Here is a 19,851-nt window from a genome sequence, read left to right as displayed (position 1 = left end):
ATCACACCAGAGAAATTTTTGTTTTTCTCTGGTGCTCTCTAAAGGGATAGTATCAATCATTTTCCCGGAAGTTTTTTTATTTACACAAATTTATACAGATGTCCAACCACCATCAATGGCAATCGTTTGACCAGTGGTATAAGAGGACGCTTCTGAAGCGAATAATAATAATTGGCCTAACAGTTCATCGATTTTACCCGGCCGGCCGATTGGGCAACGACTCTTCAATAGACCCAAAGTGTTGTCATCCATCACCATCATTTCACTTGGGAACATCCCCGGTGCAATGGCATTCACTGTAATATTATACTCAGCCCATTCCTGAGCCAAGCTGCGGGTAAAGTTTGGCACGGCCCCTTTTGTGGCATTATAAACCAAGTTTGGCATGTGGAAACCGGCAATCAGCCCAAACATAGAACAAGTATTGATGATCCGGCCATAATTGTTGGCGATCATGTGCTTTCCACATTCCCGAGCCATTAAGAAATAACCTGACAAACTCACGGCTACGACTTGTTGCCAATCGGCCAAGGATAAATCCACAGATGGCGTTACTTTGATGGCGCCAGCATTGTTTACCAAAATATCAATTTTGCCAAAATGGTCGGCTGCGGTTTGCACGGCCTTGACCACGTTGGCCTCATCGGTCACATCCAATTGAACAGGTAAGCATTCCCCGCCATTAGCTTCAATCTCTTGTTTCAAAGCCTCCAAGCGCTCCACCCGCCGAGCCATGACCGCCACTTTGGCGCCATTTTCCGCTAAGGCTTTGGCATACTCATGTCCCAAGCCTGAAGAGGCCCCAGTGACAACGGCTACTTTTCCAGTGAGATCTAAGTAATTTTTCATGATATAGCTCCTTATCTGTTTTTTTAGAAAGCGTTTACACTTCAATTATAGCAAACTTACTCAAAAAAACGTTAAAAGAAATATTTATAAAAATAATTATTTTTTAAATATAATGAAGTTTGCTTTGACCTCAATTTGATACAGGTCTAAACTTAATACAAAACACAATTTGGAGGGTTATCATGACGCAGACACTGGTATTGGTTGGTATTGGAAAATCTGGTCTTGGAGAAGCTATAATCAAAAGATTTGCTCAGGCCAACTTTAAAATTATTTTAATGGGTCGAAATCAGGCCAAGTTACTGGCCACACAAACAAAATTGGCCACTGAACAGATACCTGTCACTATTCAGCAATTGAATCTAACCGATAGCGACTCGATTCGCCGGGCCTTTTCAGCTATCGATCAAATCGATGTGTTAATTTACAATGCTGTGGCCCGCCGTAGTGTTGAATCCAAAGACTTGTCCCGACAAGCTGCTGAACGTGATTTCGCCATTACCGTTGGTGGGGCCATTGATTGCGTGCAAGCAGCACTATCCAAATTAAATCCCGAGAATAGCGCTATTTTATTCACCGGGGGCGGTGTTGCCTTAAAACCAGCCATTGCCAACAGCTCCATGTCTTTGGATAAAGCCGCATTGCGAAACTATGCATTTGGCTTAGCTAAAAATCTCCAACAAAGGCATGTTTACGTTGGTACCGTTACAATCACCCAAGGTGTTAGGCCAGATTCAGACTACGCACCTGATAAAATTAGTGCTGCCTATTGGCAATTATATCAAGTACAACCGCAAAATTTTGAAATCATCATCTAACTGCATTCCACAAAAATATGCCTCTTAATCAAAGTATCCGTTTTGATTAAGAGGCATATTTCAACTTCAAAGGATTATTCTTATCAAGCTCAAAGGCTTATGGTGCTTTGATCAAGGTCCAAGTCGCCGTGGACTGATAAGTTCCCGGTGTCACAGTTTTAACTTGGGGAATTTTCAAAGTCGTGCTGTTGGTTAAATTACCCGTATAGCTATTGGCGGAATTGGTGAACAGCGTGACCGGCGTACTATTATCCGATGCTGCAAAGTTTTGTCCATTCACATTTAAATTGAACTGGGCCGCCCCACCGGTAGCCGTTGTCAGGTATTTCTGATTATCAGTGTTCCGAAAGGGTGAAAAACCCACCGTTAAGGTCCACTTCTTACCGGATACGGCTAACAAGTCGTTGTTGTTGCCATCGTAATTGCTACTGGCTTTAACGTTGCCCTTCGGTACATAATTCAAGGTCAATCCTGCTGGATTATAGAAATCCTGAATATTGGGCGTCGTATAATTGGTGCCGTCAAATTTATTGAACAATAAGTTCGGTACCGCAATCAGCTTCACCACAGCTGGGTCTACAGTCAATGGCGTATAGTTGGACTGCCAAGTCGTAGTTTGTCCACTTTGAGTTAAGGTAATGTTTAATTTCAGATAGTATATACCAGAGCTGGGAAGTGGCACCTTCTCCCAATTAAAAGTCTTAGTATTTAGAGTTGTTTTCCCTCCAGGATTACTCAAAAGTTTATAGTTAGCATCAAATATTTGCCATGAATAACCAACTTGGGCACTGGCTGGATATTGAACCTCGTCTAAAATTGCCGGGTAGTAGGCAAATGTGTCGCCTTCTGTGGTCTTTTGTGGCAATAAACCGCCAATTGTGACGCTGGTTGAACCACTAACGATACTACCACTAGGATTTTGTGCTGTGGTCGTAATACCAGCCTTCAATCCAGAAGCTTGTTTCAGATTAGCATCGGTAGGTTGCAATGTTGTTGTAAAGTTATTCTGAATACCTGTACTGCTAGAAAAAGTACCTAAATTAGTATTATCTAGTGCCCAATTTACCATAGTAGTACTATTAGATGGCTGAATATTGGAATTTATGCCAGTTGTTTCACCCCAAAATAGCGTAGATCGAACTGGTTTGGGGTTTAATGAAATGGCATCAACTGGCTGTGGTAAAACATTTACCGTAACCACACGGCTGTATGCTTTAGTATTATTACCATAACTAACTGAAATTTGGTAATAGTGAGTTCCTACAGATAAGTTCGTAAAATTAACCGCTACATCTGCATAAGGTTCTTTTTTAGTTAAATCAGCTACACTGGCAGCATCTACCCATTTGCCACCAACGTATTCCCGAACTGAAACGCTATTGATTTTATTGGGATAGCCAAAGAACCATGCATCCTTACTGGTTGAGGTGAAATTAATTGTTGTTGTTGCAGACTGCACTACATTTTTATCACTGGGTTGTGCTGAAATACCATTATATATAAATAATCCCCAGAAAATATCCCAACCAGCAGGCGTTACTGCATTTTCAGGGCTAGGTGCACTATCAGCGGCCTTAGCAATCCCTGGCTCAGGATTGCTTGCCTTTGATATAATGCTTATTTCAAAAACTAAGCTAAAAACAGCCAACAGCAAGACGATAACTCGGCTTACTTTAGTGAGCTTCTTTATCATATGCTCGCTCCTTCTGCCGGCGAATACCACCTAGAATAATGGCCAGGCTGATTAATTCCACCCCAATAAGCATCAGCCAATAATCCAGCTTGTCCCCGGTCTGGGGCAAGAAGCCAGCTAGTTTTTGAACCATCCCCGTGGGTTTGCCAGCCCCAGTTTGCCCGGTACTTGGCGGTTGGCTGGGCTTGGTGGGCTCTTGGGGCTGGGGTTTGGGTGGCACCGTTTCATCAGGTTTAGGCGTGGGTTCGGGTTGATCTTGATAAATTGTAAATTGACTGGTGCTGGATTGGGCATAAACCGTTTGTGACGGCGCAAGGCTAGCAACAATAATCATCATCGTAACCAATATCCAAGTGACACTGATACTGATTTTTAATAAAAACTTCGCCATATCAATGCCTCCTACGTGCATGTCCCTTCGCGTGCTTGCTTTGTTGTTTCCGTCTTCTTAAATAATAAGCCAGTAAAATCCCATTGATCACCAGCAACAAAATAACAATTACAATAATCCACAAGGTCCAATTATTGGTCTTCTTAGTCCCAACCTTTTTGTTAATGGCCTTGTTTTGCGTATCCGTCACGGTAAAGTTTCGATTGAAAGTCCAGGTCTTATCCACCGCATGGATCACTAGTTTCAGATGATATTTCCCCGGTTCAATGGCATTCTTACCTGTTGGAATTTGTAAATCAAAATTTGAATTTGGCGCCATGGAGCCATCATTGATGGTCTTATGATAGACCCGCTTGGCATTGCCCTGCCGAGTCACATCCGCGTTAACCGTCATCCCCCGAAACATTGTCGGGGCCACGTTGGCCACATTGGCAATGATATAAGGGATACGGTTAACTGCGTCTGGGGCGACTTTATTCAACTTCAGGTCCGGTATCAATTTTTCATCCGGATTCTGGTTTAAACTAACCCCCAGGGCCATGGCAAATTCGTTGGAAAGCCCAAATTGGGTCTTACTTTTAGCTTGGCTGGTCTGGTCAAAGGCATAAATACTACCTAAAATCTGCCCTTTAAAGCCGTCTTTGGGAATGATGTATTCAAAACTCACGGTCTTACTCTCTTCAGGTTCTAAGTGAATGGCCACGGGCTTTGAAAAAAGTTGATTCAAGCGATACTGGGCTGACTTATCAGCTTTTTTCTTGCTGGGGGTATAGTTGATCTGCCCCGCATTATTGGTGGTGGCAGCAATCGGGGTAACTTGAATGGTCCGACTATCGGTCTTACTGGTGTTTTGTACCACCACCCCCAGTTTGCCGGTTTGACCCGGGGCCACCTTTAAATCAAAATAGCCGAGAGATTTATCGGTCTGATTATCCGGATATGCCGGGGCAATATAGAATTGTGCCCCCGTTGGTGTGCCGGCAGCTTGGACAGCCTGGGGTGCGGCTAAACCCAAAAACCCGGCCAACGCCACGATCACCGCATAAAAATATGTTTTTATCTTCATCGTTAAATCTCCCAAAAAAAGCTGTGACAAAAAATTGTCATCAGCTCTCTAAATGTAAAATATCAATATTTCTGTTCGTTTATAAAGTGTGCCAATAGTCCTTAGGAAAACGAGCTGAAAGCTCCCCCGGAACAGTAAATCAAACTTGATTAAGCACCAACCGCTAAGGTCCAAGTAATGGTGGATTGATAAGTTGCTGTAGAAGGAATATTAGCCGCTTGCTTAGGGATTGTTAGGTTTGCGTTAGTTGGATCCGTCAAGTTCCAAGTTGTATCCCCTTTACCAGTAGTCCCCGTGGCGGTGGCCACATTTGTTGCCGTAGCCCCAATGTTAGTACCCGCTAAAGGCAAAGCTTCTGTGGTATTAACACTGTTTTTGCCAGTAGCCTTTAAGTTCAAGGCGATATTGGTTAAATCTGGAGCACCCTTTTGGTCTTTAAAAGTTGGGTTCATAGCTGCGCTGAGTTTCCAGCCAGTTGTTGCCCCTCGCATATCTTTGATTGCTAAAAGACCTTTGTTGTTCCCATCAAAAGCTTCTCTATCTTTGGAAGAAGCAGTATCACCAGTTGCCACGTTACTATCTTGCAGCTGTTGTGTTCCCCCATTTAACAGTGTAGACATTGGCACTTGACCAAAGTTCAAATCAGGCACCGCAAATAATTGTAAAGTTCCAGCCTTAATAGTGAACTGTGCTGTAGACTTAGCTGAGCCAGTTTCTGCAGTTGTAGCCGCAAAGTAATTCCCGCCCGACGTAACAGCGGTATTAGCACTCAGGTTATAGGTTGCATCCCCAGGGCCAGTCCCACCTTCAGTCGCAGCAGCATTCGCTACCCCTGGTGCAATCAACAAACCAGCTAATAAACCAGTTAATATTAAACCAATCTTAGTATGTTTCATGTAATATCCTCCTAAATCCCAAATCGTTTGCTTCTCAAACCCTTGGTATTAAAATTGATAGGCACTGATCTGTATCCCCTAAATGCACGCCCAATTTTCAAACAGCAATTGAACTTTGACCAGCTTGACATCGCTTTAATACCCTATAAAGACATTATATCAAGTTTTAGAAAATTAAACTAGAAAAGATGGTTAAATCACACTTAATCGATAAAAATACTTCATTTTTTTTAAAATAAAACCCCAAAAGTTGAAATAAACTTTTGGGGGTAATGTTATTTAAATGAATAGACTTAGCAGCAAGACACCGCCCAAACCAACGATGGCAATCAGCGTTTCTAACACTGTCCAGGTCAGTAAGGTTTCTTTGACGCTTAAGTCAAAGTATTCTTTAAACATCCAGAAACCGGCATCGTTCACGTGGCTGGCTGCTAAACTCCCGGCCCCAATGGCCAGTACCATCAATGCCGAGTTGACACCTGCTTGTTGCATCAGCGGTAGCACTAAGCCACTGGCGGTCAAAGCCGCAACCGTCGCCGACCCTAAGGCAATCCGTAGCACTACGGCGATCAACCAACCTAAGATCAATGGGGAAATGTCAGAACCGATGAATAGATTCTTAACAGCATTCCCAACCCCACCATCAATTAGGACTTGCTTGAAGGCACCGCCACCACCGATAACCAGCAGCAGCATGGCAATGGATTTCACGGCTTCTTCCAGAGAACTCATGATATCTTTAACTGGAATATGGCGCCGAATCCCCATGGCCCACATGGCAAACAGTAATGAAATCAGCATGGCAATACTTGGAGACCCAATAAAGGCAATAAAGTTATCTAACCCCGACGGATTCTTTGGGGCTACCCCAGCGTGTAGGGTCATCTGATAAATCGTGGCAATAGCCATTAAAATAACTGGGAATAAAGATGTCAAAACTGCAGAACTAAAGCTTGGTGTTTCTTCTAACTTAAAGGTCTTCTGAGGGCCTAAAGCGGTCAGATTACCGGTTCGTTCAAAGGCACCTGGGACATATTTTTTAGCAATTTTGGAGAATAATGGTCCGGCAACTAAGACGGTTGGAATCGCAATGATGATCCCGTAAGCCAACACGTGCCCGGTTTGGGCATTCAACGCCGTGGCAATGGCGGTTGGTGCTGGATGGGGTGGTAAGAATCCGTGGGTCACGGACAAGGCCGCGGCCATGGGAATCCCCAAGGTCAGTAATGGCACACCGGCTTCAACGGCAATGGCGAAGACGATTGGCACTAACAAGACGATCCCCACTTCAAAGAATAGGGCAATCCCGATGATGAAGGATGCTAATACCACGGCCAGCTGTAGGAAGCGGCGGCCAAAGGCATTGATCAAGGTATGGGCAATTCGATAGGCCCCACCGGCGTCAGCCACCAAGCGGCCTAACATGGCCCAAAACCCGAAGACTAGGGCTAACTCACCCAATTGCGCGCCGATCCCGTTTTGGATACTGGTGGCAATCTTAGCCGCTGGCATCCCCAAACCTAACGCAACGGCCACGGCAGTGATAATCAAAGCAACGTAGGTGTTTAACTTGAATTTAATAATTAAGACAAGTAATAAAATAATACCAAGTAACAAAATCAGCATCTGCATTCTCAATTCCTCCTAACACTCATGGTGGATACGGTTACATTTTATTGAAATAATCACTTGAGCTTTTTCTCAAGTGAGGGAGCCAAATTAATCTTCATCCGCTAATTTAATTTGCGGGTTGGGATGTTTCCGTTGGAAATCGGCGATGGCGCCATATTCACTGGATAATTCCCGGGTCAGGCGAATCCAGATTGGCAACAATTCCCGATAAACTTCAAAGTTCTTTTCATTAGGTTTATGGGTATTGGTAGTGCCCACCATATCTTTGACCACGTTCAAATCTTTAGCCAACCCCAGGCTTTCCATCCCTAACACAACGGCCCCTAAAGCAGAGCTTTCAAAACTTTCAGGGATATTTACGTCTTGTTCAAAAATATCGGCCAGCATCTGCCGCCAAAGCGCACTGCGGGCGAAACCACCAGTGGCTTGAATGGATTTCGGTTTGCCAGTGATGCCTTCGATCATCAACATGACCATATAGAGGTTATAAACGATACCTTCTAAAGCCGCCCGCACCATGTGGGCCCGGGTATGCTGCCGGGTCAAGCCAAAGAAGCTGCCCCGGGCATTGGCATCCCAAATCGGGGCCCGTTCCCCACCTAAATAAGGATGGAACAATAAGCCATCGGCGCCGGCGGGAATTTTAGACGCAATATCTGTCAAAATTTCGTAGGAGTCGATCTGCATTTGCTCGGCGGTGATTTTTTCGGGAGCAAATAATTGATCCCGGACCCAACGGAAGACGATACCCCCATTGTTCACAGGACCGCCCACGACCCAATGATTTTTGTCTAAATAATAAGTAAACAAACGGCCTTCTGGATCCACAACTGGCTTGTCCACCACTACCCGGACCGCCCCGGATGTGCCAATGGTCACGGCCAAGACACCGGGATCAATGGCGTTGACCCCTAAGTTACTCAAAGTCCCATCACTGGCCCCTAAAATAAATGGCGTGTTGGGGTCAATGCCGGTCACTGAGGCATAAGATTCGGTCATGCCAGTGAGTTGATAGGTGGTGTCCACCAATTCTGGTAATTGTTCCCGTTTCACCCCGGTCATCGCTAGGGCTTGGTCATCCCAGTCCATAGTGAAAATATTGAATAGGCCGGTGGCGTTGGCTAAGGAATAGTCCATTACATAGCGGCCAAATAATCGGAATAAAATATAATCTTTAATGCCGATGAAATGGGCGGTTTTGTTAAACAAATCCGGCTGTTCATTCTTTAACCAGAGTAATTTCACAAAAGGTGACATGGGATGGGTTGGAACCCCGGTTCTAGCAAAGACTTCGGCGCCCTTGCCGTTCTTCTTCAAATCAGCGGCGTATTTAGCCGCCCGATTATCTGCCCAAGTGATCACCCGGGTCAGGGGTTTGTTGTCTTTGTCCATCAAAATTAAACTATGCATCGCCGCGGAGAAAGAAATACCCTTTAATTCCCCAGCTTTCACGTTGCCTTTACGCATCACTTCAATTAACCCAGCAATCACTGCTTGAAAAATTTCTTCGGGATCTTCTTCGGCCATATCCGGTACATCTTGATATAACGGATAAGGATTATTAGCATATGCCTGGGCTTTCCCCTGCAAATCAAATAAAACAACTTTAGTACTGGTGGTCCCTAAGTCCACGCCGATCATGTAATCCATCACTTAAAACCTCCTACTTTTTGTAATCCAAGTCCGACCTATTTGGGGTCTACATCGTGACCCCCAAAGCCATTCCGTAATGCTGCCACAACTTGCCCGGTGACGGTGTCCGCAGCTTCGGAGCGATAACGCATCATCAAAGCACTGCTGATAACGGGGGTAGCCACGTGTAAACGGATGGCTTCTTCAACGGTCCAAGCCCCTTCACCAGAAGAGTGCATGATACCTTTGATGGAATCCAAATTAGCATCTTTATGGAACGCTGATTCAGCTAATTCCATCAACCAACTACGCACCACCGAGCCGTTATTCCAAACCTTAGCCACGGCCTCATTATCATAATCATATTGGCTTTTCGCTAAAACTTCAAAACCTTCACCGATGGCTTGCATCATCCCGTATTCAATGCCGTTATGCACCATCTTTAAATAATGTCCCGAGCCGGCAGGGCCAGTGTAAAGGTAGCCATCCGGGGCAGCGATAGCTTTAAACAATGGTTCAATGCGGCTAAAGTAAGCCGCATTCCCGCCAATCATGAAGTTCCCATTTTGCCGAGCCCCGGACATACCGCCGGAAGTGCCCACGTCAAAGAAATGAATGCCTTTTGCCTTCAAGAGATTGTAGTGTTCAACAGAGTCTTTGTAATAAGAATTACCCCCATCAATCACCACGTCGTCTGCTGCCATGACCTGTGTCAAATCTTCCAAAGTAGCTTGGGTTGGTTTACCAGCCGGTACCATGACCCAAATAATTCTAGGGGCATCTAATGCCGCTACTAAAGCTGCGACTGAAGCCACAGCCTGGGCACCATCTGTACTGACTGCTTGACGCGCGCTGGGGTCTAAGTCAAAAGCCACAACTTCAATATCATGATCCAGCATATTTTTAACCAGATTGCGCCCCATCTTACCTAACCCAATCATACCTACTTGCATACTTTTTTGCTCCTTTTTTATCTCGGAATTCAGTGATTTTCTTTTCTGACTGTAGTATATGTAAATTCTTTTCAGATTGCAAGCGATTTAACTCGTAAATTATTTTCTTATTTGAATCCAAGTGGTATACTCTAGGTAAGATAAAAATGGGGGGCTTTTTATGCAAAATTTTCAGTTACAACTACAAATTTACCACGATAATTTGAGTCCCCGGGAGCAATCTCTGGCCCATTACTTAACTGAACACCAGGCGGCGGCCAGCCAATGGTCTATTTCTGAATTAAGTAAACGCACCAAGATTTCCACGGCGACGATTTCTAGATTTGCCAAAAATCTGGGGTATGCCAATTTTCAAAATCTGCGGGTTGCCCTGGCCCAAAACCAGGGTCAAAGTTCCCAACTTTTTGCTGAAATCAGCCCCCAAGATGATCTCATCACCATGGCCGGTAAAATATTTTCATCTAATATTGAGGCCCTGCAAGCTACCCAGGCCAATTTGACCCCAGAAAGTCTGCGCCTGGCGGTGACTTATATCATCAATTGCCAACACTTGGGCATCTATGGTCTGGGTGCCAGCAATATCGTGGCCTTAGATGGGTATCACAAATTTCTGCGGACGGCCATCGAAGTGCTCTATGCCGCCGATTACCACATGCAACTCATGAGCATGACCCACTTGACCGCCAAGGACGCCACCATCGTGGTGTCCCATAGTGGCGAGGATAAAGACGCACTAAGTTTGGCTAAAATCGCCAAGGATAACGGGGTGCCCCTGATTGCCATCACCAGCTCTCCCAGCTCCCACCTGGCCAAAATGGCGGATGTTTATTTCGTATCCGTTGCTGAAGAATCCAAATACCGCACTGAAGCTTTACATGCGTTGATAGCCCAAATCAGCATTATGGACACCTTGTTTATGCTCAGTGCTGTGAAGACGGATAGCCAAACAGCCCCGTTGTTCCAGGAAATTCGCAAGCAGATTGAGCAAACACGAGAATAGGAGTGTATGCCATTTTGAGTAATGAATTGTTAGGTTTAGTCGTTGCAGCTATCGTAGGTATTTTTTGTATCACCTTTGGTATTCAACTACTCCGAAACAAATGGCTGCGCTTAATTGCGGGCAATACCTTTGGGGATATTCCTAAGAAAAAGGTAAATAAAGTGCGCAAACCTTTAGCAATCGTCTTTATTCTAGTAGGTTGCGGCTGTGTCGCCTTAGGTATCGCCGGTTATTTGGGTTACTTAGGACCGACCCATTGAGTTAGACTGACAATTAGGAGGTATTCGAATTGAGTGACAATCTATTTATATTATTATTCGCGGGCATCCCCGGTATCTTTGTGACTATCTTAGGTATCCAATTGTTTCGAAATAAGTGGTTGCGCTTGATTGCCGGTAATACCTTTGGCGATGTCCCTAAATCAGAAACAGATCGGTTGCACAAACCTTTGGGTATTATCTGTATTATTTTCGGTCTTTTCTTGATTGTTATTGGTGTAGCCGGCTGGTTGGGCGCCATTTAGATGGTTTAGTTCAGATCACCTCTTTTCTGTAACTATGCTACCTAAAATTTCTATAATTAAGTCATTTCCCGTTCGGATTCTTTAAAACCGGCTCATTAAGTTAAACTGACAGGAGGCTTTTTAATTGAGTGACGGGTTACAAATGCTACTTATTATTGGTATTCCTGGGATATTCGTAGACATCATGGGTATCCAATTTCTCCGGAACAAGTGGCTGCGCTTGATTGCCGGGAACACCTTTGGGGACGCCTCTAAATCAGAAACAGACCGGGTGCGTAAGCCTGTGGGTATTTTCTGTATTATCATCGGATTTTTTATGGTTGTCATTGGTGTCGTCGGCTGGCTGGGCCATTTAGATGATTTAATTCGACTCACCTCTTTTCTGTAATCGTGCTGTTTAAATTTTTATATTGAGTCGTTCCCCATTTGGATTATTTAAAACCGGCACATTAATTTCAACTGATTTGCAAATAGGAGGTGCGGCCATTGCGTGAAGGTCTACAGATGTTATTATTCGTAGGTATTCCGGGGGCCTTGATAATCATCATAGGTATCCAGTTACTTCGGAACAAGCTAAATCTAATGGTTGCAGATCTCCTTGAGAATGCGCCCAAGTCAGAAACAGATAGTGTGCGCAAGCCTGTGGGTATCTTCTGCATTATCATCGGATTTTTTATGGTCGTCATTGGTGTAGCCGGTTGGCTGGGGCATTTAGATGATTTAATTCGACTCACCTCATTTCTATGACCCTTGTTTTGAAAACGCTTGTATAAAATTAGAACATAAAAATAAGCCAACCCCCTCAACATTTTTGTTGAAGGTGCTGGCTTCTTTAAATGTCTAAACATTTGCCACGATATCATCTTTGATCTGCAAGGCATTATGATCTAATGCTTATGTAGCTCAACTTAATAGTCAAGTTATGATTCTGTCACCGCCTGCCAGTTTAATATACGCTCCTCGTGACCTTGAATAATCCACCACGCCAATATAAAAACAAGGCAATTGCCACAAGAACGACTGTAAAAATACTAATGCCCCAAAATCCACTGACCTTGGCAATCAAAACTCCGCCAACTGCACCGCCTAGGGTCTCGCCCAAATACATCGCTGTGTTAGAAATCGAGGAAATGGTACTTCTGGCGGTATCTGTTGTTGCTTGTAACGTTGTCATAAATAATGGAAAAATGAAGCCACCCACTAGAAAAATAAGGGTTAACATCGTCTGTGCCATCCAAATATTGTTTGAGAATGCTACCACAGCATATAAAACAAGATATGCTATGAACTCAAAAAGAAAAGCTTTAGGGATGCCAATTCGATTCACAATTCTGCTACTGTATATCGTACCCAACAAATTACCGATACCAATGACGATCATGGCAGAACCAATTTGGCCAACTGATAAAGCGAAACTTTTATTAAACCAAGTCCCAATAAAAGACAAAGCGCAAAAATTACCGGTCTGGAAGGCAAAATAAGCCACTAAGTATAATAAGGCCCGGTGATTGCTTAATAAATCATGATATATACCCCAAAAACTGGCTTTATACGCAGTTGGTCTTCCATTAAGTGTTGGTAATTGCCAAATCGCCGTTAAACAAAGTAATAACGAAATAAACGAGATAAAGAAAAAGGGAAAGCGCCACGAAAATACAGCTAAATAGCTACCAATGGGAATCCCAATAATTTGGGAAACTGCTAATCCGGCAGAAGCCATACCCATTGAAGCCACTATCTTGTCTTTGGGAACAACTATAGGGATCGAGGCCCAAACCTGTGGCCCCACAAAAGCCGCACTGATGCCGGCACAAAGTCGCGTGATTAACATAACGGGAAAAACATTAGCTAAGCCACATGCGCCTGTAGAAATTGCAAAACACACCAAACCAACAATCAATATTTTTCTACGATCATGGCCATCAGAAATTGGACCAGCTACTAAAGCAGACAGGGTATATCCAAAAGCATAAGCACTGACAATAATCCCTGAAGCACTCGCAGAGATGCCATAGTATTTCACCAATGTTGGCAACAATGGTGAGACTAAAAAGGTATCCGTGCCGATTACGAACATAACTAAAAAGAATATTAACGAGAATTTTGAACTTTTTGAATAATTCAAAGCGCGCCTCTTTTTTTAAATTGAAACTTCTACATTTTTACATGTATCGAAATATAGTTTAATAAATAACTCCTTTATTCAAGGAGTGTTTTCAGAAATCCTGGTAAAAATTTTTCGAATGTATCATACCGCAGCGATACGTACTTCGTTCGCCCCTCTTTAATGGTATTCGTTAACCCCGCTAACCTCAGCGCTTTAAAATGGTAAGAAACTGTGGATAAACTTAAATTTAAGTTCTCCCCAAGTTCTGAGCAACTCATCTTCTTTCCGTTTTTATATAATAGCCTGATTAACTGTAATCGACTGGGATCTGATAGACATTTAAAAATTTCTACACGTTGTTGGTCATCACTTATTTCGATATCCATAAAACTGTTATAACACTATTTTTCATCATATACCAGTCTATTGCCATGATTGCTTCGACTCTTGTGGCAGTATAAAAATGATGAATGAGCGCGTTTCCCAAAAGCTGAGGGTGGTAAGAAACTTCGCAAACAGCGGCAATATCAAATGCCGTAATTCCCCCCTTTTTACTATAAGACTGATAACTCCAAACAAGATAAAGAAACCTTAATCAATAGGCCGCTTTCACCTTGAAGTAAATTTAAATGTTTAAAAGATTCGACAACCATTTTGATTTGGGATTTGTTGTGGTCAGATGGTTCAGATATATAAAGCAAAACAGCTTTAAAAAAAGATTGGAGTGAAAGTTCGAAAAAATTATCTGGATAAAATTTCATCTCTAATAATTTATGCATGAATTTTTTTGCTAACGTTAAATCTTTTCTATCAAGTGCAATGAGCAAAAGCTGGCACAAGAACTTAAAGTAATCAGCTGAATTTTGTTTAAAGCCATCATACCTTTTGAAACCTTTGATGGCTCTTTGTAATAAAGCCAAGCGCTGCTTACAAGGGAAAAAATAGATTGTTTTCGAAAACAAGAGCAGATCATCGTGGGTCCATGATTCACTATTCAGTAAATAACTAATCGATTTTTCAATAACTGGTTTTGGTGGTATTTGATTATGTGATTGGTAAAAGGTAATAGAAAGCTTAAAACTAGACGCGCTGTTTAAATGTATTGGTTCCTTAAAATCATCTTCCGAAAATTGGTTAAGTGATTGGGGAATATCAATATCTTCACTCAAAAAGGCAAACTCCTCAAAGCTGATATTTAAACGGCTAAGTAATGAAAGAAACTTAACCATACTAATATCAATCGTACCATTTATAAAACGATAGTATTCCGACTCTGAAATAATACCTGCTGTCAATTCTTTCACGTGAAGGCCTCGTTTTTTTCGTAACGTTGAAAATGCATGGCCAATAAGTTGCCCCATAAAATCACACTCCTAAAAAACTGCCATTTATGCGAGAAAAAAATCTTTCACTATTAAAAAGTAGTTTAATCGTTTTAAGTAAAAAAATAAATATCTGGAGTGCGATTGTAATGTTAGAAATTATGACTATTGATAATGCGAAACATAAAAAAGACGTCGTGACTACTCATTTTGCAAACAAACTAAGAAAAGAATCAACATATGGAGATAAATCATCTCAAAAAGATTGGCAGTGGTCTAATAACTTGCGGGGTGGTGCTTCAAAGTGATTCAGAATGTTTTTCTAATCTTTGCTTTTCTAACTTCTATTTTCACTTTAGGAACTGACAATCTTATTATTGCCCCATTATTAAGTCAAATAGCTAAAACAATGTCCTCAACACCCCAATATGTTTCCTTTGGCATTACCCTTTATTCTGGCGCTTATGGTGTATTTGCAATAGTTTTAGCGCCAATTTCTGATATTTTCGGCAGAAAAAGAACCATTGGCGTTTCCGGATTTACTTTTGGCATATGCAGTATCGTCTTGGCATTTTGTTCATCCGGTTGGTTGTTTCTAATGCTACGTTTTCTAACTGGTCTGAGTGCAGCAGTTTTAGGACCAGGGCTGTGGGCATATTGCGCAGACAATTTTAAGGCACACAAAAGAGAAATGATGATCAGTTGGATGATGAGTTTCTTTAGCTTAGCAACTGTTCTAGGAATACCAATCGGCTTATTAATCAGCAAAATTTTTAACTGGCAAATCATTTTTTTATTTACTGGGATTATCATGTTATTTTCAGTAGGTATATTTTACATCTATGGTATTACGACAAAGCAAGCTAGTTTTAGTATCAAGAAACATTTTTCGAATATTAGCAAAGCCTTTAGTTTAAACGGTCAGTTAAATATCAGCATGCTTTTCTCATCTGGTGCGTATATGGTTGTCTACGCGTTTTTGAGTGTCTGGATCCAAAGCATTAGTCACTTTAATTCAATAAAACTTGCATGGTTATTTTTTCTAATTGGTATTATGTCCTTCTTGGGTTCGATCATTAGTGGCCAATTACTAAGGAAGTTTGCTGCATTTAAGTTAGTTGCAGTTGCTTGGCTTTTTCAAGTTTTGTTGATAACTTCAATACTTTTTCTTTTTAAGTTACCAATTTTGCTAGCCTGCGTCTTTAGTCTTTGGGCTTTTATGGTGAATTTTGGTAATTCAGCGTTTGTTAATATGATTTCTGAAACGACTTCGGATCTCAGAGGGAGTGTCATGGCATTAAATAATAGCTCGATTTTTCTTGGATTTACACTTGGGTCAATGATGGGCAGTTTGGCCATGGCCGTCAATCACACCTTGTTGTCCAATATCATAATTGCTGAAATCTTTGGTATCATAGCCTTCTTGTTACTTCATCGTCAACTATCACAAAAGCGTAGATAACTTTTTCATAAACACCATTTGTGGTATTAAGTAAGCATTCAAAAAGAACTTGCAGCAAAACTATTCTCAGTTTTACCGCAAGTTCTTTTATTTTTAGAATTTCAGAAAACAGGGTTCTTGTGCCCGCCTGTTTTCTTTTTATCGTTTAAGCGTTCACCACGATATTGTCTTTGGTCTGTAAAACCTCATGGTCTAACTCTTTGGTATATTTAGCGGTCAATACGCCGGCCATAATACTATCGTTGACGTTGACTAGGGTCCGGGCCATGTCCACGATGGGATCAATGGCGATAATCACGGCCATGATACTCACTGGCAGGTTCAAGACCCCCAGGACCATCAAGGTGGAGAAGGTGGCCCCGCCGCCCACACCAGCCACCCCGAAGGAGGCAATGGTGACGGTGAGTAATAGAGTCAAAATAAATTGGATGGAGAAGACGTTAATCCCCACGGTTGGGGCAATAATGGTGGCAATCATGGCTGGATAAACCCCGGCACAGCCGTTTTGGCCAATGGTCAGCCCAAAGCTGGCGGCGAAATTAGCAATGGTTGGGGGCACGCCCAAAGAATGGATTTGGGTCTTCACATTCAAAGGTAACGTTCCCGCGCTGGTCCGGGAGGTAAAGGCAAATAATAAGGCTGGCCAAGCTTTTTTATAATAAAGCACCGGATTGATCCCATTGCCGATTAAAATCAGAGTATGGATGATCAAAACCACGGCCAAGGCCACGTAAGCGGCGATGATGAAAATCCCCAGATTGCCGATGGCTTTAATGCTGTTGGTGGCGGTGGCCCGGGTCATCAAGGCGAAAATCCCATAAGGGGTCAGGCGCAAGACCAGGGTCACAATACGGCTCACCAAGCTGTGGATGGCTTCAAAACCCTTGGCAAAGGTAGCAGCTTGTTCGGGTTCCTTGCGGCGAATGCCTAAGTAGGCCACGCCCACAAAAATCGAGAAGATCACCACGGCGATGGTACTGGTTGGCCGGGTGCCGGCGAAGTCCGCAAAGATATTGGTGGGGATAAAGCTGACGATTTGCTTAGGCAGGGTCAGGCCTTTAATTTCAGTTTGATGTTCCTGTAATACGGCCAGGCCGCTCTTGGAAGCACTGGCCCCGTCGATGAATTTGGCCCCTTGGAGATGGAAAATCCAAACAGCGGCGATGCCGATCAAGGCGGATACCGCCGTGGTCACCAGTAAAATCCCTAATACACTGCCGGTGATTTTCTTCAAATTGCCGGCGTCTTCTAGCTTAATAAAAGCACCAACCAAGGATACGAAGATCAGGGGAATAACTAACATCTTCAATAAGCCCACATAGCCATCCCCCACGATGCTCAACCAGTCAATCCCACTGGTCAAGCCGGCGTTGGTGGTGCCTAATAATAATTGCAAGACGAATCCGAAAACAACACCCACCACTAAGGCCAAAAAGACCCGTTTGGTGAATTTGACGTGTTTTTGCTGCAGCCAAATCAAGCCGCCCAGTATAAGTGCACTAATTACGACGATTAAAATCGTTGTCGCTATGTTCATGAATAATTGCCTCCCGAATTTTTGTATTATGTCCCAAATTTATGCCAGCACTGTCCGGCCATGGCCTCGTCATCTCCTTGTGAGAACAAAAAAAGCGCCAACTAAGCTCTTTGCTTAGTCCGCGCTAATTTCATCGAATTTTAAGAAAAAGTGTGTGTCCCCAATCCTAAAGTTTTCGCCTAGGGTTGGTGTTTACAAACTGTCTCCGCCGATAAAATGGTGCGCTGAACTAAACAAGACATAGGCATGGCTTGTTGACAACAACACATCATTTGTTGGGCTTTAAGACAGAACACGACACGATCACTCCTTCTTTTTAAGTTATGGCAAGTTTAGCCAATTGGCGGGCGCTTGTCAAGGTGTAAAATATGGCAAATTTTCTGAAAATAGGTATTAGATTTTACTGTAAGTCTTGGGATTCACTCTTACTGCGCATCAACAAGGCAGCGGCGATACCCCCCACCACCACGATACCAGCGGAGGTCAAGGTCAAGGCAATCATCCCCTGATTATAAGCCGTCACCACAATGGTTTGGACTTCATGGGCAAAGGGACTTTTGGCCAGCCGGGCCGAGAAAGCCACGGTATGCCCGGAGAACGGCCCGGCACTGATCAACGCGTCTTTAATGCCGTTTAAAGCTTGGGTAGGCATTTTCACGTTGGGCAAAAAGGTATTCAAATGCTTTTCGTAGCGGCCATCTTGAATCAAACCCAGGCCCACCACGCCAACGGTGGTGCCAAATTGCCGGAACACGTTCAGTAATCCCGAGGCCATCCCCATTTCATTGGGGGCGACCCCTTCCATGCCGGCGGTATTCAAGACGGGATTCACGATCCCGTTGGTGATGCCCATGAGGACCATCCCCGGCCAGAGGTTTAAGAAGGACACATTGGGACCGATGACCAAGGAGATGAGCAAAAAGCCAATCCCCCCGATGAACATGCCAATACTGATCATCCATTTGTTAGAAAAACGGGCACTTAAAATACCCACGATAGGCCCGAGAACCAAGGACCAAACACTCAGGGTCAATTGCCGGACCCCGGTTTCAATAGCTGAGTAGCCGATATAATTCTGCATTAAAGCGGTCAAGAACGCATTATAAGCGTAAATCCCCGAACCTAGGGCAAAAGCCACGATAATGGTACCCACGAAATGGCGTTTTTTAAACATGGCCAAATTGATCATAGGATCGGCCACACGACTTTCCACAAAGACGAACAAGGCCATCACCGCTAAACCACCAATTAACAGGGTGGCGATTTCTGGGGTGGTCCAGCTCCAATGGGGATGGCTTTCTTTGACGATCAAGCCGTAAATAATGGCAAATAAACCAATGGCTGACAGTAACATCCCCAAGATATCAATCTTTTGATTTTTCCCGTAACTTGGGGTTTCCTTCACGTAAACTACCGTGAGAATAACCGCTAGAATACCAAAGGGGACATTCACATAGAAAATAGCGGGCCAGCCGAAGTTTTCCACCAAATAGCCCCCAATCAACGGGCCACTGGGTGTGGAAACCCCGATGACCGAGCCTAAAATCCCCAGGGCTAAGCCCCGTTGTTTGCCAGAAAAGTTTGAAGCCACTAGCGCCATGGACAAGGACATCATCCCGGCCCCACCAATAGCTTGGACCCCACGGCCAATATCTAAGACCAATAAGCTGGGCGCCATGCCGTTAACCGCTGAAGCGACCACGAATAATATCAAAGAACCTAAGAATATCTTCTTACGGCCGTACATATCTCCCAGCTTGGACATGATCATTAAGGTAACAGCATAAACCAAGGTATAGGCGTTTAAGACCCACTGTAAATCTGTAAAAGTAGTATTAAATTCCTTGACCATGGTGGGCAGGGCCACGTTGACGACGGTGACGTCTAACAAGCCCATGAAGACACCTAATCCCATGGCCCCCAGTGCTATCCATTGTTTGATACTCGTTTGTTGATGTTGCTTATCCATT

General features: G+C 43.5%; 21 protein-coding genes. 8 read left to right on the top strand and 13 right to left on the bottom strand.

The annotated features are described in order from the left end of the window. Positions 1 to 90: 90 nt before the first annotated feature. Positions 91 to 849, bottom strand: a complete 759-nt coding sequence (locus tag FC83_RS06185) for an SDR family NAD(P)-dependent oxidoreductase (protein ID WP_035456433.1) — start codon at positions 847 to 849, stop codon at positions 91 to 93. A 182-nt stretch (positions 850 to 1,031) separates the two neighbouring features. On the opposite strand from FC83_RS06185, the gene FC83_RS06180 reads away from it, so the two are divergent. Then, complete coding sequence (locus FC83_RS06180) at positions 1,032 to 1,667, top strand: SDR family NAD(P)-dependent oxidoreductase (RefSeq protein WP_035451291.1); 636 nt, start codon at positions 1,032 to 1,034, stop codon at positions 1,665 to 1,667. A gap of 97 nt (positions 1,668 to 1,764) precedes the next feature. On the opposite strand, the gene FC83_RS06175 is transcribed toward FC83_RS06180, so the two are convergent. The 7 genes from FC83_RS06175 to gnd form a co-directional block, all read right to left on the bottom strand. Continuing rightward, the gene (locus FC83_RS06175) at positions 1,765 to 3,360 is read right to left on the bottom strand and encodes a hypothetical protein (protein ID WP_057002534.1); all 1,596 of its coding nucleotides are present in this window, start codon (positions 3,358 to 3,360) and stop codon (positions 1,765 to 1,767) included. Continuing rightward, positions 3,341 to 3,751 carry an LPXTG cell wall anchor domain-containing protein gene (locus FC83_RS06170; RefSeq protein WP_035451290.1) on the bottom strand — a complete coding sequence of 137 codons (411 nt, stop codon included), beginning with the start codon at positions 3,749 to 3,751 and terminating at the stop codon, positions 3,341 to 3,343. The genes FC83_RS06175 and FC83_RS06170 overlap by 20 nt, the downstream gene beginning before the upstream one ends. Before the next feature lies 1 nt (position 3,752). Then, positions 3,753 to 4,817: a WxLIP family cell surface protein gene (locus tag FC83_RS06165; RefSeq protein WP_057002533.1), complete on the bottom strand. Its 1,065-nt coding sequence runs from the start codon at positions 4,815 to 4,817 to the stop codon at positions 3,753 to 3,755. A gap of 149 nt (positions 4,818 to 4,966) precedes the next feature. After that, entirely contained in the window at positions 4,967 to 5,713 is a 747-nt protein-coding gene (locus FC83_RS06160; RefSeq protein WP_035451288.1) for a WxL domain-containing protein, read from the bottom strand. Positions 5,714 to 5,992: 279 nt separating this feature from the next. Further along, positions 5,993 to 7,345, bottom strand: coding sequence for a gluconate:H+ symporter (locus FC83_RS06155; protein ID WP_057002532.1), 1,353 nt, complete (start codon positions 7,343 to 7,345; stop codon positions 5,993 to 5,995). Positions 7,346 to 7,432: 87 nt separating this feature from the next. Beyond that, positions 7,433 to 8,995, bottom strand: a complete 1,563-nt coding sequence (gene gntK / locus FC83_RS06150; RefSeq protein WP_057002531.1) for a gluconokinase — start codon at positions 8,993 to 8,995, stop codon at positions 7,433 to 7,435. Positions 8,996 to 9,033: 38 nt separating this feature from the next. Further along, a complete protein-coding gene (gene gnd / locus FC83_RS06145) occupies positions 9,034 to 9,930 on the bottom strand; it encodes a phosphogluconate dehydrogenase (NAD(+)-dependent, decarboxylating) (RefSeq protein WP_035451286.1) in 897 nt (298 codons plus the stop codon). A gap of 160 nt (positions 9,931 to 10,090) precedes the next feature. On the opposite strand from gnd, the gene FC83_RS06140 reads away from it, so the two are divergent. The 5 genes from FC83_RS06140 to FC83_RS06120 all read left to right on the top strand — a co-directional run bounded on the left by FC83_RS06140 (position 10,091) and on the right by FC83_RS06120 (position 12,200). Then, entirely contained in the window at positions 10,091 to 10,930 is an 840-nt protein-coding gene (locus tag FC83_RS06140; RefSeq protein WP_057002530.1) for a MurR/RpiR family transcriptional regulator, read from the top strand. Between the two features lie 14 nt (positions 10,931 to 10,944). Then, a complete protein-coding gene (locus FC83_RS06135) occupies positions 10,945 to 11,190 on the top strand; it encodes a hypothetical protein (protein WP_152537683.1) in 246 nt (81 codons plus the stop codon). Between the two features lie 29 nt (positions 11,191 to 11,219). Next, a complete protein-coding gene (locus FC83_RS06130; RefSeq protein ID WP_035451283.1) occupies positions 11,220 to 11,453 on the top strand; it encodes a hypothetical protein in 234 nt (77 codons plus the stop codon). Positions 11,454 to 11,577: 124 nt separating this feature from the next. Beyond that, positions 11,578 to 11,841: a hypothetical protein gene (locus FC83_RS06125; protein WP_035451281.1), complete on the top strand. Its 264-nt coding sequence runs from the start codon at positions 11,578 to 11,580 to the stop codon at positions 11,839 to 11,841. A gap of 98 nt (positions 11,842 to 11,939) precedes the next feature. Further along, complete coding sequence (locus FC83_RS06120; RefSeq protein WP_057002529.1) at positions 11,940 to 12,200, top strand: hypothetical protein; 261 nt, start codon at positions 11,940 to 11,942, stop codon at positions 12,198 to 12,200. A gap of 199 nt (positions 12,201 to 12,399) precedes the next feature. Here FC83_RS06120 and FC83_RS06115 read toward each other — a convergent pair whose 3' ends face one another. The 3 genes from FC83_RS06115 to FC83_RS06110 form a co-directional block, all read right to left on the bottom strand. Then, positions 12,400 to 13,530 carry an MFS transporter gene (locus tag FC83_RS06115; protein ID WP_057002535.1) on the bottom strand — a complete coding sequence of 377 codons (1,131 nt, stop codon included), beginning with the start codon at positions 13,528 to 13,530 and terminating at the stop codon, positions 12,400 to 12,402. Positions 13,531 to 13,652: 122 nt separating this feature from the next. After that, on the bottom strand, positions 13,653 to 13,946 hold the full coding sequence (locus FC83_RS16855) for an ArsR/SmtB family transcription factor (protein WP_081762988.1): 294 nt from the start codon (positions 13,944 to 13,946) through the stop codon (positions 13,653 to 13,655). A gap of 168 nt (positions 13,947 to 14,114) precedes the next feature. Beyond that, positions 14,115 to 14,921: an Rgg/GadR/MutR family transcriptional regulator gene (locus FC83_RS06110; protein WP_057002528.1), complete on the bottom strand. Its 807-nt coding sequence runs from the start codon at positions 14,919 to 14,921 to the stop codon at positions 14,115 to 14,117. Positions 14,922 to 15,031: 110 nt separating this feature from the next. Between FC83_RS06110 and FC83_RS17030 the strand changes: the two genes are divergently transcribed. Both FC83_RS17030 and FC83_RS06105 read left to right on the top strand, forming a co-directional pair. Next, entirely contained in the window at positions 15,032 to 15,190 is a 159-nt protein-coding gene (locus tag FC83_RS17030; protein WP_156405570.1) for a hypothetical protein, read from the top strand. Further along, the gene (locus FC83_RS06105) at positions 15,187 to 16,344 is read left to right on the top strand and encodes an MFS transporter (protein WP_035451266.1); all 1,158 of its coding nucleotides are present in this window, start codon (positions 15,187 to 15,189) and stop codon (positions 16,342 to 16,344) included. Before FC83_RS17030 ends, FC83_RS06105 begins: the two co-directional genes overlap by 4 nt. A gap of 145 nt (positions 16,345 to 16,489) precedes the next feature. Here the strand turns inward: FC83_RS06105 and FC83_RS06100 are convergent, their stop codons facing one another. Beyond that, positions 16,490 to 17,881, bottom strand: coding sequence for an L-cystine transporter (locus tag FC83_RS06100; protein WP_035451263.1), 1,392 nt, complete (start codon positions 17,879 to 17,881; stop codon positions 16,490 to 16,492). 400 nt (positions 17,882 to 18,281) lie between these two features. Next, positions 18,282 to 19,850, bottom strand: coding sequence for an MFS transporter (locus FC83_RS06095; protein ID WP_035451260.1), 1,569 nt, complete (start codon positions 19,848 to 19,850; stop codon positions 18,282 to 18,284). Position 19,851 lies beyond the last annotated feature (1 nt).

It is taken from the genome of Agrilactobacillus composti DSM 18527 = JCM 14202 (assembly GCF_001436375.1).
GTDB lineage: Bacteria > Bacillota > Bacilli > Lactobacillales > Lactobacillaceae > Agrilactobacillus > Agrilactobacillus composti.
This window is presented reverse-complemented; position numbering and strand designations above follow the sequence as displayed.

Bases quoted from the DNA above. Each gene is read 5' to 3' on its own strand.
- FC83_RS06185 (WP_035456433.1), bottom strand. From the start codon at position 849: ATGAAAAATTACTTAGATCTCACTGGAAAAGTAGCCGTTGTCACTGGG.
- FC83_RS06180 (WP_035451291.1), top strand. From the start codon at position 1,032: ATGACGCAGACACTGGTATTGGTTGGTATTGGAAAATCTGGTCTTGGA.
- FC83_RS06175 (WP_057002534.1), bottom strand. From the start codon at position 3,360: ATGATAAAGAAGCTCACTAAAGTAAGCCGAGTTATCGTCTTGCTGTTG.
- FC83_RS06170 (WP_035451290.1), bottom strand. From the start codon at position 3,751: ATGGCGAAGTTTTTATTAAAAATCAGTATCAGTGTCACTTGGATATTG.
- FC83_RS06165 (WP_057002533.1), bottom strand. From the start codon at position 4,817: ATGAAGATAAAAACATATTTTTATGCGGTGATCGTGGCGTTGGCCGGG.
- FC83_RS06160 (WP_035451288.1), bottom strand. From the start codon at position 5,713: ATGAAACATACTAAGATTGGTTTAATATTAACTGGTTTATTAGCTGGT.
- FC83_RS06155 (WP_057002532.1), bottom strand. From the start codon at position 7,345: ATGCAGATGCTGATTTTGTTACTTGGTATTATTTTATTACTTGTCTTA.
- gntK (WP_057002531.1), bottom strand. From the start codon at position 8,995: ATGGATTACATGATCGGCGTGGACTTAGGGACCACCAGTACTAAAGTT.
- gnd (WP_035451286.1), bottom strand. From the start codon at position 9,930: ATGCAAGTAGGTATGATTGGGTTAGGTAAGATGGGGCGCAATCTGGTT.
- FC83_RS06140 (WP_057002530.1), top strand. From the start codon at position 10,091: ATGCAAAATTTTCAGTTACAACTACAAATTTACCACGATAATTTGAGT.
- FC83_RS06115 (WP_057002535.1), bottom strand. From the start codon at position 13,530: ATGTTCGTAATCGGCACGGATACCTTTTTAGTCTCACCATTGTTGCCA.
- FC83_RS16855 (WP_081762988.1), bottom strand. From the start codon at position 13,946: ATGGATATCGAAATAAGTGATGACCAACAACGTGTAGAAATTTTTAAA.
- FC83_RS06110 (WP_057002528.1), bottom strand. From the start codon at position 14,921: ATGGGGCAACTTATTGGCCATGCATTTTCAACGTTACGAAAAAAACGA.
- FC83_RS17030 (WP_156405570.1), top strand. From the start codon at position 15,032: ATGTTAGAAATTATGACTATTGATAATGCGAAACATAAAAAAGACGTC.
- FC83_RS06100 (WP_035451263.1), bottom strand. From the start codon at position 17,881: ATGAACATAGCGACAACGATTTTAATCGTCGTAATTAGTGCACTTATA.
- FC83_RS06095 (WP_035451260.1), bottom strand. From the start codon at position 19,850: ATGGATAAGCAACATCAACAAACGAGTATCAAACAATGGATAGCACTG.